At 42.0% G+C, this 12,765-nt stretch carries 9 protein-coding genes; 7 read left to right on the top strand and 2 right to left on the bottom strand.

The genetic code is table 11. The features are described 5' to 3' along the window. Window positions 1-332: 332 nt before the first annotated feature. Both EAE90_RS13720 and rep read left to right on the top strand, forming a co-directional pair. Window positions 333-1,361 carry a PLP-dependent cysteine synthase family protein gene (locus EAE90_RS13720; protein WP_246550715.1) on the top strand — a complete coding sequence of 343 codons (1,029 nt, stop codon included), beginning with the start codon at window positions 333-335 and terminating at the stop codon, window positions 1,359-1,361. A gap of 634 nt (window positions 1,362-1,995) precedes the next feature. Then, a complete protein-coding gene (gene rep / locus EAE90_RS13715; RefSeq protein WP_214053961.1) occupies window positions 1,996-4,023 on the top strand; it encodes a DNA helicase Rep in 2,028 nt (675 codons plus the stop codon). 52 nt (window positions 4,024-4,075) lie between these two features. On the opposite strand, the gene gppA is transcribed toward rep, so the two are convergent. Further along, a complete protein-coding gene (gene gppA / locus EAE90_RS13710; protein ID WP_214053983.1) occupies window positions 4,076-5,578 on the bottom strand; it encodes a guanosine-5'-triphosphate,3'-diphosphate diphosphatase in 1,503 nt (500 codons plus the stop codon). 6 nt (window positions 5,579-5,584) lie between these two features. Then, the gene (gene rhlB, locus EAE90_RS13705; RefSeq protein WP_214053960.1) at window positions 5,585-6,871 is read right to left on the bottom strand and encodes an ATP-dependent RNA helicase RhlB; all 1,287 of its coding nucleotides are present in this window, start codon (window positions 6,869-6,871) and stop codon (window positions 5,585-5,587) included. A gap of 118 nt (window positions 6,872-6,989) precedes the next feature. Between rhlB and trxA the strand changes: the two genes are divergently transcribed. The 5 genes from trxA to wecB all read left to right on the top strand — a co-directional run bounded on the left by trxA (window position 6,990) and on the right by wecB (window position 12,756). Beyond that, window positions 6,990-7,316 (top strand): thioredoxin TrxA, encoded by a 327-nt coding sequence (gene trxA, locus EAE90_RS13700; RefSeq protein WP_214053959.1) that lies wholly within the window; start codon window positions 6,990-6,992, stop codon window positions 7,314-7,316. 477 nt (window positions 7,317-7,793) lie between these two features. Continuing rightward, window positions 7,794-9,053, top strand: coding sequence for a transcription termination factor Rho (gene rho / locus EAE90_RS13695; RefSeq protein ID WP_011148733.1), 1,260 nt, complete (start codon window positions 7,794-7,796; stop codon window positions 9,051-9,053). A 287-nt stretch (window positions 9,054-9,340) separates the two neighbouring features. Continuing rightward, the gene (wecA, locus tag EAE90_RS13690; protein WP_214053958.1) at window positions 9,341-10,426 is read left to right on the top strand and encodes a UDP-N-acetylglucosamine--undecaprenyl-phosphate N-acetylglucosaminephosphotransferase; all 1,086 of its coding nucleotides are present in this window, start codon (window positions 9,341-9,343) and stop codon (window positions 10,424-10,426) included. Between the two features lie 29 nt (window positions 10,427-10,455). Then, entirely contained in the window at window positions 10,456-11,523 is a 1,068-nt protein-coding gene (gene wzzE / locus EAE90_RS13685) for an ECA polysaccharide chain length modulation protein (protein ID WP_214053957.1), read from the top strand. Window positions 11,524-11,634: 111 nt separating this feature from the next. Then, complete coding sequence (wecB, locus tag EAE90_RS13680) at window positions 11,635-12,756, top strand: non-hydrolyzing UDP-N-acetylglucosamine 2-epimerase (protein WP_214053956.1); 1,122 nt, start codon at window positions 11,635-11,637, stop codon at window positions 12,754-12,756. Window positions 12,757-12,765: the final 9 nt, after the last annotated feature.

The raw sequence follows: 12,765 nt of genomic DNA, 5'->3' as shown, positions 1-12,765 counted from the left end.
TAGGATTATAATGATTTTTTGTCTAATTTTATGAAATAATATGAGAAAATAATGATGTATGTTCTTATTGTTAAGTAATAATGTCAGAAATTTACATTTGATTTTTATTGATGTAACTGTCAGAATTGATTTTGTATTTTTGAGGATGAATTTATAACTTGTGTTAATTTATTATGGTGTGAAAATGTATTTATAATAGAAGTGATTTTTTTCAAAGGTTATTTGTAAAGTAGATAATTTCATCAATGGATTAATTGATGAATTAAATATAAAATTATCTTACCATCATGATATATTCTTCACAATTGGACAAAATGGGAGATAAAATGAACATGAAGCTAGGTAAAAATATATTACAAACTATAGGTAATACCCCTGTGGTTATGTTAGAGAAAAAATACACTAAAGGAGTTAATGTTTTTCTTAAAATGGAAAACGTTAACCCTAGTGGAAGTGTTAAAGACCGTATTGCTGTTGCTATGTTGGAAAAGGCAGAAGCCCAAGGAGAATTAAGACCTGAAATGGTGGTTATTGAACCATCATCGGGTAATACGGCGATTAGCCTGGCAATGGCGTGTGCTATTAAAGGTTATCGGTTTATTGCAGTTCTAAACCGCCTGGTGCCAATAGCGAAGTGCGATAAAATAAAAGCATTTGGTGCGGAGATTGTTTTCCTGCCAGAGTTTGAAGATGGAAAGAATACTGCTGAATATTGTATAAATATAGCTAAAAATATCGTAAAAGCATATCCAAATGCGTTTATCCCCATGCAATTTGAAAATCAGGTTAATCCTGATGAACATTATCGCTCTACAGGGTATGAATTGTATGAAACCTTTGGTGATAATTTGGCAGCTTGTTTTGCAACGGCAGGGAGTTGTGGAACGCTTACCGGGGTTTCTCGTTATTTGAAAGAGAAAAATCCGCAAGTGCGAATTTATGGTGTTGAACCTGTTGGGTCAGTTATTTTCGGTGGTGAACAGAGAAAATTTTTGGTACAGGGAGCGGGGCTGCCATTTACACCTTCTATTCTCGATATTAATAACATCGATTTTACCTTGAAGGTTGCAGATATTGATGCATTCCGGACGGCAAGAGAATTAGCTAGAAATGAGGGTATTTTGATTGGTGGAACGGGAGCTTGTTCAGTTTATGCTGCATTAGATCATTTAGATGATTTTAAACCTGGGGATAATATTGTTGTCATTATTCCTGATGGTGGGGAACGTTACATCGACACGATTTATAACGATGTCTGGTTATCTGAAAATAATTTCTCAGAATTAATTGAAGAAAGTACAGTCGATCCCTGCTTAGAAGAAGTGATTATAAGAATGGGATGCACGATAAATAAATTCTAATTTGTTTTGGTGATTTATTGTAATCGCCGATACAATCTTTTCATAATAAAAAGTTTAAATTCAAAGAGATTATTTGTCTTTTATATTGATGAAGGATAAGTAAGAAATATTGAAGATATTGAATTTGAGGGCATGGTTGTGGATACTGATAAGTTTATTTATAAAGATTATCGAACTCAGTACGATAAAAATTTTCTTTAAAAAGTAATAATAGCCAACGCGATTTATCGAAATGGTTGTTTTCTTAGTACAGAACTTTTTTGCCTGAAATTGCTGAGATGGTTGTTGAAGTAACCAGTGCACTCAATATTCATTATATGGCATATCAATTCAGAGGTATTGATAAAACCAGAATGGATATGAAAATAGAAATTTTTGATTAAATTAATTAGTGCTTCTTTAAATGATTCCAATATAAGGAGAGAATATCGTAAATAATTATGTTATCCCTCAGTAATCTGGTTGCGATAATCCTTATCCTACCAGTGAAAATATATGGGAATTCAGTATTGAATGAACGAGATTATCAATATCCATCTGTTGGTTGCTGTTTGTGCAAAGTAGAATCCGGCCTTGCCTTTCTGCTACAATTCTATCCCCTGAGATACTGTCCTGATATAACTTATTAAACATCATGCGATTAAATCCTAGCCAACAACAAGCTGTCGAATTTGTTACCGGTCCTTGTCTGGTCCTGGCAGGAGCCGGTTCCGGCAAAACGAGAGTGATCACCAATAAGATTGCTCATCTTATCCGTACTTGTGGCTATCAGCCTCGTCATATTGCCGCTGTGACGTTTACTAATAAAGCTGCGCGGGAAATGAGAGAGCGTGTAGCACAAACTCTGGGGCGCAAAGAGGCTAAGGGGCTGATGATTTCTACTTTCCACACTTTGGGATTGGAAATCATTAAGCGCGAATACAAAGCTCTAGGAATGAAAAGCAATTTCTCGTTGTTTGATGATCAGGACCAGATGGCTCTGTTGAAAGATTTAACAGCCGATTTACTGGAGGAAGATAAAGATCTATTACAAAAATTGATTTCTACCATTTCAAACTGGAAAAATGATCTGCTTTCTCCACAGCAAGTTTTAGCATTGGCCCGTTCCGCTCAGGAGCATCAGTTTGCTGAATGTTATCGCCGTTATGATTTACATCTGGCGAGCTGTAATGTATTGGATTTTGACGATTTGATTACCAAACCGACTTTGCTGATGCAGCGTGATGAAGAAGTCAGGGAGCGTTGGCAAAACCGTATTCGTTATCTGTTGGTCGATGAATATCAGGACACCAATACCAGTCAATATCAACTGGTAAAATTGTTGGTGGGACAAAGGGCTCGTTTTACGGTGGTGGGTGATGATGACCAGTCGATCTATTCATGGCGTGGCGCAAGACCTCAAAATTTGGTGCTGCTGAAAGAGGATTTCCCGAAGCTTAATGTGATCAAACTGGAACAGAACTATCGTTCCTCTGGCTGTATTCTGAAAGCGGCTAATATTTTAATCGCTAATAATCCCCACGTGTTTGAAAAACGGCTTTTTTCTGAACTGGGGTATGGTGATCCGTTGAAAGTGATTACCGCTAATAATGAAGAGCATGAGGCGGAAAGGGTTATTGGGGAACTGATGGCACATCACTTTATCAATAAGACCCAATATAAAGATTACGCTATTCTCTACCGAGGAAATCATCAATCCCGCGTGTTTGAAAAGATGCTGATGCAAAACCGCATTCCTTACCGAATTTCTGGTGGCACTTCTTTCTTTGCCCGCCCTGAAATTAAGGATTTGTTAGCTTATCTGCGGGTGCTGACTAATCCTGAAGATGACAGCGCATTCCTAAGAATTGTCAATACACCAAGACGTGAGATTGGTGCGGCGACCATTCAAAAACTGGGTGAATGGGCGAATCAGCGCAATAAAAGTCTCTATCAGGCTAGTTTTGATCTTGGTTTGGAACAAAGTCTAACTGGCCGCGGTTTGGCGGCACTACAGCGTTTTACTCACTGGATGGATGAGATAACTCGTCAGGTTGAACGAGATCCTTTGCTAGCTGTGCGTGATCTGCTACATGGTATGGATTATGAAAGCTGGCTGTACGAAACATCACCGAGTCCAAAAGCGGCTGAGATGCGGATGAAAAATATTAATCAGTTGTTCACTTGGATGAGTGAAATGCTGGAAGGTGATGAACTGAACGAACCAATGACTTTATCTCAGGTGGTCGCGCGTTTCACATTACGGGATATGTTGGAACGAGACGAGGACGGTGAGGAGTTTGATCAGGTGCAATTGATGACTTTACATGCTTCCAAAGGGTTGGAGTTTCCCTATGTATTTCTAGTCGGCATGGAAGAAGGATTATTGCCTCATCAGAGCAGTATTGATGAAGAAAATATTGATGAAGAGCGACGATTGGCTTATGTAGGGATCACCCGAGCTCAACGGGAGTTATTCTTTACTTTATGTAAAGAACGTCGTCAATATGGCGAGCTAATTCGTCCAGAACCAAGTCGTTTTTTGCATGAGTTACCACAGGATGATTTACATTGGCCGCAAGATAAAAAAATAGTGACTGCCGAAGAAAGAATGCAAAAAGGGCAATCACGTATCGCGGATATCAAATCGCGTTTAGGACTTGGACAAAAAAATAAGTCGTAAATATATTGAAGACCCCCTGTATCACACAGAGATACAGGGAAAACGATGTTATTCAGGTTTGAGTATCCTGCTCGTCTAAAACAAGTGACCATTGAACATGGCTTTGCCACTGAATTTCCTGCTGTAAAGACTCTGCCCTCAGAGGGTGTTGCATTAGCCAGCCATGAGGTAACGTTATTGTTAACGCTTCACTATTCACTTTTAGACGTAGAGTAGGGAGGGGGTTATCTCGACGACGGTTGGCGAAGATGATAGCTAACCGCAACAGACGACATAAACGTTGAGCTTGTGTCAGAGGTAAGGCGTTTTGTTGATTAAAGGAAAACAAATCAATGGGGCCACTTTGGTTCTTTAGTAATGTGGCTAAGAGCTTTTTCTGTGCGGGTGTATAGCCGGGGAGAGTGAGATAATTGATAAGATAAGCTGCATGTGATGGAGCTTGGTGGAAATCAATACTCAGGCCAATTTCATGTATCAGACAGGCACTTTGTAATAATTCATAACATCGACTATCAAGTTCCCAAGGTTTAGCAATTTGTGGCAGGAAGTGTTCAGCCAATTGTTTGACCCGTTGAGAATGTTCAACGTCTAACTGAAAACGACGCTGTATATTACGTAGCGTTCTGGTACGAATATCTGGCTCTATTGGTAAATTCAGCATGCCGTAAACAAGACCTTCCCGTAAAGCGCCGCCCGCAAGGATCATACTTTCAATATTTAATGCTTGGAAAATCGCTATCAGGATAGCCAGACCACTTGGGAAAACCAAAGCCCGTTCCAGCGTCAATCCTTCTATTTCCAGTTCTTCCAGCTTACCGCATTCAATCGCTTTATGTTTGAGCTCCTGAAGTTTTGGCAAAGTGATCAGCTCATCCATACCCTGAGCAATCATGATTTCTTGCAGAGCCTGAACGGTGCCGGAAGCACCCACACAAATCTGCCAACCTTGTTCGGTAAGCTTTGGCGCAATGGGTTTCAACGTTTCATGTGCGGCAGCTTCGGCTTTGGCGAAATTTTCTGCCGTCAGGCTACGGTCATTAAAGTAGCCTTCAAGCCAGGTAACACAGCCCATGCTTAAGCTGGATAACTGAGTAGCTTTTGCCCCATTCCCCGTAACTAACTCTGTACTTGCACCGCCAATATCGACAACCAGACGTTTTTCAGGGCCGCCAGTTGTATGGGCAACGCCTTGATAAATAAGCCGAGCTTCATCTTCGCCACTGATTACTTTAACCGGACAATCAAGGATTTCTGATGCTTTCTTCACAAAATCGTCTGAATTTTCAGCGATGCGTAAAGTCGCCGTAGCAACAACGCGGATTTGTGATGGTGGTATATCCTGTAAGCGTTCAGAAAAAACTCTGAGACATTGCCAGCCTCTCTCCATTGCTTGTTGAGATAAGCGGTTATTTTTATCTAATCCGGCGGCCAGCCTGACTTTACGTTTGATTCGAGCCAGTATCTGCATACTGCCGGATACTTCGCGCACAACCAGCATATGAAAACTGTTTGAACCCAGGTCGATAGCCGCATAGAGCGAAGAAGAACTCAGCATCATTATTCAGCCTGAACGTTTACGGTTATTACGTGGTGTATTATTACGATGCGACAAATTGTTACGGCGCTGATGGTTTCCTGAACGCGAACGGTAGCGGCGTTTAGGAACCGGTAAGTCTTGCAGCAAGGCTTGACTGTTATATTTGCTGACTGGGATAGCGTGCTGAATATAATTTTCAATCGCTGGCAGGTTTAACGCGTATTCTTCACAGGCCAGGCTGATCGAGTGGCCGCTTTCACCGGCACGACCGGTACGGCCAATGCGGTGGACATAATCCTCGCAGTCATCGGGTAAGTCATAATTAAAAACATGAGTGACTGAAGGAATGTGCAATCCACGGGCTGCGACATCAGTTGCAACCAGAATATCAATATTGCCGTTGCTGAATTCTTCCAGGATGCGTAACCGTTTTTTTTGTGCTACATCACCGGTTAGCAACCCAACTCGATGTCCGTCAGCAGCCAGATGCGCCCAGATGTCTTCACAACGATGTTTTGTATTGGCGAAAATGATGCAGCGATCAGGCCACTCTTCTTCCAATAACGTTTGCAGCAGGCGCATTTTTTCTTCGTTAGAAGGATAAAACAGCTCTTCGCGGATACGGTGTCCCGTCTTCTGTAGCGGTTCTACCTCGACGTACTCTGCATGATTCATTTGTTCAAATGCCAATTCTCGAACTCGGTAAGAGAGTGTGGCAGAAAACAGTAGGTTCATACGTTCGTTTGCTGGTGGCATCCGGCGGAATAGCCAGCGGATATCTTTGATAAAGCCGAGATCGTACATGCGATCAGCTTCATCAAGAACCACAACTTGAACCGCACTCAGATTAATGTGCCCCTGTTTGGTATAGTCGATCAGACGTCCGGTAGTGCCGATAATAATGTCAACACCAGATTCCAGTACTTTTAGCTGCTTGTCGTAACCATCGCCGCCGTAGGCAAGACCCATCTTTAAACCTGTTGCCTGTGCCAGATTTTCTGCATCCGAGTAAATCTGTACAGCAAGTTCGCGGGTAGGAGCCATAATCAGCGCCCTTGGCTGATTGGTTTGACGCTCCTCCGCTGCGGGATGAGTCAGTAAATAATGAAAAGCAGACGCTAAAAATGCTAGCGTCTTCCCCGTACCGGTTTGCGCTTGCCCCGCGACATCACGGCCTTCAACAGTGAAAGGCAATGTCAGTGCTTGTATCGGTGTACAATTAGAAAAGCCCTTATTATCAAGAGCTTCTATAACCTTGGGGTGCAAGGCGAAGTCGGAAAACTTCTTTTCTGTCAAGTGTGTTTTACTCATAGTGTGGTAGAATATCAGTTAACCATTGTCTTACGAAAGTGTATCCACTGAAATAAAGGCAACCTTATATCAGTAATGTTACACTAGCATGGTAAAAAATTATTCTTTGGAGTAAAAAATGAGCGAAAAAATTATTCATTTGAGTGATGCTAGCTTTGATACTGACGTTCTTAACGCAACAGGTCCAGTTCTTGTCGATTTTTGGGCTGCCTGGTGTGGACCATGTAAAATGATTGCACCTATTTTAGATGAAATTGCCTCGGAATATTCAGGCAAACTGACTATTGCTAAATTGAACATTGATGACAACCCGGCAACTGCTCCTAAGTATGGTATCCGTGGTATTCCTACACTGTTGCTGTTTAAAGATGGTCAAGTTGCTGCTACTAAAGTGGGAGCACTGTCAAAGACTCAATTGAAAGAATTTTTGGATACTAATCTCTGATTGAAGTAAGCTCACATTAATACCGGGCGTTTAGCGTATATTATTATTTATTTCATTGACCGCTAGACGTCCGTAAAGAAGCGTGATAAGTTAGCGCCACTGCTTGTATCACATACATCATGTTAGAAGTATGTTGCATACTGAATAATCTGTAGTGTCTGATAAGTCTGTTATCTCTGGATAGTCTAAAATATCCAATGGGTTATACGGGAATAATCTGGCGTATAGCTCGTTACGTTGAGATAGTTTTTATCGAAATCAGTAATGTTTCAGCATTATCTCAACAGCGTTTTTGACAGCCTGTCAGTCTTATTTGAGCTCAATCTTAGTACTTCAAATTATTGCCTTTTTATATGAATAATGTATTGAAGGTCTGATTTGTTTTTTGTACAAAATAAACAGGCACCGATCGATGACGCTGCCATACTATTCACGTTCATAGTTCGAGATATACCCCGAGTTTAAGAACCCACCATTATGAATCTTACCGAATTAAAGAATACGCCGGTATCTGAACTGATTACACTCGGCGAAAATATGGGGCTGGAAAATCTGGCCCGTATGCGTAAACAAGACATTATCTTCTCTATCCTTAAGCAGCATGCGAAAAGCGGAGAAGATATCTTCGGTGATGGCGTGCTGGAGATATTGCAGGATGGATTTGGATTCCTCCGTTCAGCAGACAGCTCCTACCTTGCCGGCCCCGATGATATCTACGTTTCTCCTAGCCAAATCCGTCGTTTTAACCTCCGTACCGGTGACACAATTTCAGGTAAAATTCGTCCACCTAAAGAGGGTGAACGCTATTTTGCTCTGTTGAAGGTTAACGAAGTTAATTTTGACAAACCAGAAAATGCCCGCAGTAAAATTCTTTTTGAAAACTTGACCCCGCTACATGCTAATAGCCGCCTGCGTATGGAGCGTGGTAATGGTTCCACAGAAGATCTGACTGCTCGTGTTCTGGATCTGGCAGCGCCGATTGGCCGTGGACAACGTGGTCTGATCGTCGCGCCGCCAAAAGCGGGTAAGACGATGTTGCTGCAAAATATTGCTGCTAACATTGCTCACAATCATCCAGATTGTGTATTGATGGTACTTCTGATTGATGAACGTCCGGAAGAAGTTACTGAAATGCAACGTCTGGTAAAAGGTGAGGTTATTGCTTCTACTTTTGATGAGCCTGCTTCTCGTCACGTTCAGGTGGCAGAGATGGTTATTGAGAAAGCAAAACGTCTGGTTGAACACAAAAAAGATGTGATTATTCTGCTTGACTCTATTACTCGCTTAGCACGTGCTTATAACACTGTTGTTCCTGCATCCGGTAAGGTATTGACTGGTGGTGTGGATGCTAACGCGTTACATCGTCCGAAACGTTTCTTCGGTGCTGCGCGTAATGTGGAAGAGGGCGGAAGCCTGACCATTATTGCGACTGCGTTGGTGGATACAGGTTCCAAGATGGATGAAGTAATTTACGAGGAGTTTAAAGGCACTGGTAACATGGAGCTGCATCTCTCCCGTAAAATTGCTGAAAAACGCGTTTTCCCAGCTATCGATTACAACCGTTCTGGTACACGCAAAGAAGAGTTACTCACTACCTCTGAAGAGCTACAGAAGATGTGGATTCTGCGCAAAATTATTCATCCGATGGGAGAAATTGATGCGATGGAATTCCTTATCAACAAACTGGCTATGAGCAAAACGAACGACGATTTCTTTGACATGATGAAACGTTCATAGTTTTAACTCAGTTCATGATCATTTTAATCAGCGCCACAGTTTCGTGGCGTTTTTTGTATCTACCGTACTGTTAAACACTATATGTGGCATGTATTTTGCATAATATTGTTTCCCAATAGTGTTATACATATGATGTAAAGGTTATTAATTTTTCTACAGTGAATAAATAAAGAAGAATACCCTCACGGAGCGAAGAATTTATGAAGTTGGTTCCTGGCCAGAAAAACCATGTATCTGTGGATAATAAATAACCAGGCTATATTTGTTTTTCACGGAGAATTTTTATCGTGAATATTCCCAGTATGAGTATCGAAGTTTTTTGCATTTTCTTGTTTTCGTTTGCGTTTTTATTTATGGCGCGTATCGTAGGAAAGAAGATCGGCCTCGTTGATAGACCTAATTATCGTAAACATCATCAAGGATTAGTACCTCTGGTTGGTGGGATTTCGGTATTTGCTGGGATCTGTTTTACTTTTGTTATAACAAACGAGTTTATACCTCATAAATGGCTGTATTTAATTTGTGCCACTTTACTGGTATTTATCGGCGCATTGGATGATCGTTTTGATATCAGCGTTAAGGTTCGGGCAACCATCCAAGCTCTAGTTGGTATTGCGATGATGTATTTCGCTGGCCTGAAATTAGACAGTCTTGGTTATGCTTTTGGCCCCTGGGACATGACACTTGGGCCGTTTAGTTATGTTGTGACGCTATTTGCTGTCTGGGCTGCCATCAATGCATTCAATATGGTTGATGGGATAGATGGATTATTAGGCGGATTATCCTGTGTCTCCTTCGGTGCTTTGGGGATCTTGCTGTATCAAAGTGGTAATACAGCACTAGCATTATGGTGTTTTGCATTTATTGCTGCCATTCTCCCTTATATTGTTCTTAATCTTGGTTTATTAAGCCAACGCTTCAAAGTGTTTATGGGAGATGCGGGCAGTACGCTGATTGGTTTTACCATTCTCTGGCTGCTTATTGAATCTACTCAGGGGAATGAACATCCGGTTAATCCAGTTACTGCGTTGTGGGTTGTTGCCATTCCATTAATGGATATGGTTGCTATTATGTACCGCCGGTTACGGAAAGGGATGAGTCCATTTTCTCCTGACAGGCAACATATTCACCACCTAATTATGCGGTCTGGGTTCTCATCACGTCAGGCTTTTATTTTAATCACTGTTGCTGCCGCTTTATTAGCCGCTATCGGTATTACCGGAGAATGGCTGGAATTTGTGCCTGAGTGGGTAATGTTGGCACTGTTCTTGCTTGCATTTGTGTTGTATGGCTATTGCCTCAAGCGTGTTTGGAAGGTGGCCCGTTTCATTAAACGGCAAAAGCGTCGTATGCGCCGTTCAGCTAACCATTAAACATCTATTATCAGCAGAGGTTCTGTGCAGTGGTAAAATCAGAAACGAAATCTATTCAGAATGAACAAGCTTTGGAGCATGAGCTGGATATCAGAGCCTTGTGCAGTGCGTTATGGCGTGGAAAGATATGGATTGTTGTACTGGCAATCATTTTCGCAACCACGGCGTTAGGGGCATCTTATCTGATGCAACAAAAATGGAGTGCCACAGCAATCACGGATTTGCCTACGATTAATCAATTGGGAAGTTATTACTCTCAGCAGCAGTTTTTGCGCAATCTGGATACGCACATTAACATTTCACCGGAAACTCAGTTACCATCTATTCCAGAAGAAGCCTATAAGGAGTTCATCACTCAGGTTGCAGCATATGATACTCGCCGTGAATTCTGGTTGAAATCTGATTATTACAAGCAGCGGCAGGAGGGAGATGCCAGAGCTGATGCGGCCTTATTAGATGAATTAGTCAATAATATTCAGTTTATTCCTCATGATGATAAAAAAGTGCTGAATGACAGCATTAAACTGACTGCGGAGTCTTCTGAACAAGCAAATCAACTCCTGCGCCAGTACATTGCTTTTGCTAATAGTCGTGCTAGTACTCATTTAAATGATGAATTAAAAGGCGCATGGATTACCCGCGCCCAATCTATGGATGCACTGGTTAAGCGACAGGAAATGGTAGCTAAAGCGGTTTATAACCGCGAAATGAATATATTGCAGCAGTCCCTGAAAATTGCGGAAAAACAAGGAATTCGGCGCAATCAAACGGATACGCCGGTGGAGCAGTTGCCCGATTCAAAAATGTTTATGTTAGGGATGCCGTTGTTACAGGCTCAACTTGAGACTTTGGAAGCCACAGGGCCTAAGTATGATGTGGACTATGACCAGAATATTGCAATGTTAGCAGCATTGGATGTTCTTCCGGCACAGGATCAATTCCAGGCTTACCGCTATTTGAGAACACCAGAGGAGCCTGTTGCCAGAGACAGCCCTCGCAGAATGTTTTTGATGATTATGTGGGGGGCAGTTGGCGCTTTAGTGGGAGCTGGCGTGGCATTAGTTAGATGCTCGCGTAAAGAATCAGATCATTATTAGGAATAACTACTTCTGAGGGATATTTTCTGCAACTCTAGTAGCAAGAGTAAATAGCATTCAGAGTATTGTTTGCAGGAAAATCTGCAAGTTACTGACTATAAGAGAGTCACTGTGAAAGTGTTGACTGTGTTTGGTACTCGGCCGGAGGCTATTAAGATGGCTCCGCTAGTACACGCATTGGCAAGGGATGAAGCCTTCGAAGCGAAAGTATGTGTCACCGCCCAACATCGGGAAATGTTGGATCAGGTGTTACACCTTTTTGAGATCACGCCCGATTTTGATCTCAATATTATGAAATCAGGGCAAGATCTAACAGATATTACCTGTCGTATTTTGGCAGGATTGAAGCCCGTTTTAGCAGAATTTAAGCCTGATGTTGTATTGGTTCACGGAGATACGACAACGACAATGGCAACCAGTTTGGCTGCGTTCTATCAACGTATCCCTGTTGGTCACATTGAAGCTGGATTAAGAACGGGTGATCTCTATTCTCCTTGGCCGGAAGAGGCAAACCGTAAGATTGCTGGGCATCTGGCAATGTATCATTTTGCTCCGACAGAAAATTCCCACAATAATTTATTGAAAGAATCCATTGCAGATAGTCGGGTTTTTGTTACCGGAAATACAGTGATTGATGCGTTGCTGTGGGTACGTGATCGAATAATGAATGATGAGGCTATGCGAAGTAAGCTAGCGAAGCACTACCCGTTTATTGATACTAATAAAAAAATGATTCTGGTGACGGGGCATCGTCGTGAAAGTTTTGGTGGCGGATTTGAGCGAATTTGTGAAGCTTTGGCACAGATAGCCCGCGCTCATCCAGATGTGCAAGTCGTCTATCCGGTTCATCTAAACCCGAATGTTAATGAGCCAGTAAAGCGCATTTTGCATAATATTGATAATGTTATTCTCATTGAACCCCAGGATTATTTGCCATTTGTTTATCTAATGAACCATGCCTATATGATCCTGACCGATTCTGGTGGCATTCAAGAAGAAGCGCCTTCTTTAGGAAAACCGGTATTAGTAATGCGTAACACTACTGAGCGGCCAGAGGCGGTTGATGCTGGAACGGTACGTCTGGTAGGGACAGAAACAAAAACTATCGTGGAAGAGGTGACTCGATTGTTGACGGACGATGCCGCCTATCAGCAAATGAGCCGCGCTCATAATCCTTACGGGGATGGCGATGCCTGTCAACGTATTCTCGACGCTTTGAAAAAAATCAGGTGACACTATGAG

Origin of the sequence: Photorhabdus caribbeanensis (genome assembly GCF_018448885.1) — a bacterium.
GTDB classification, from domain to species: Bacteria; Pseudomonadota; Gammaproteobacteria; order Enterobacterales; family Enterobacteriaceae; genus Photorhabdus; species Photorhabdus caribbeanensis.
Note: the sequence above shows the minus strand (reverse complement) of the source record. Positions and strands in the feature narration are given on the sequence as shown.

Bases quoted from the DNA above. Each gene is read 5' to 3' on its own strand.
- EAE90_RS13720 (WP_246550715.1), top strand. From the start codon at position 333: ATGAAGCTAGGTAAAAATATATTACAAACTATAGGTAATACCCCTGTG.
- rep (WP_214053961.1), top strand. From the start codon at position 1,996: ATGCGATTAAATCCTAGCCAACAACAAGCTGTCGAATTTGTTACCGGT.
- gppA (WP_214053983.1), bottom strand. From the start codon at position 5,578: ATGCTGAGTTCTTCTTCGCTCTATGCGGCTATCGACCTGGGTTCAAAC.
- rhlB (WP_214053960.1), bottom strand. From the start codon at position 6,871: ATGAGTAAAACACACTTGACAGAAAAGAAGTTTTCCGACTTCGCCTTG.
- trxA (WP_214053959.1), top strand. From the start codon at position 6,990: ATGAGCGAAAAAATTATTCATTTGAGTGATGCTAGCTTTGATACTGAC.
- rho (WP_011148733.1), top strand. From the start codon at position 7,794: ATGAATCTTACCGAATTAAAGAATACGCCGGTATCTGAACTGATTACA.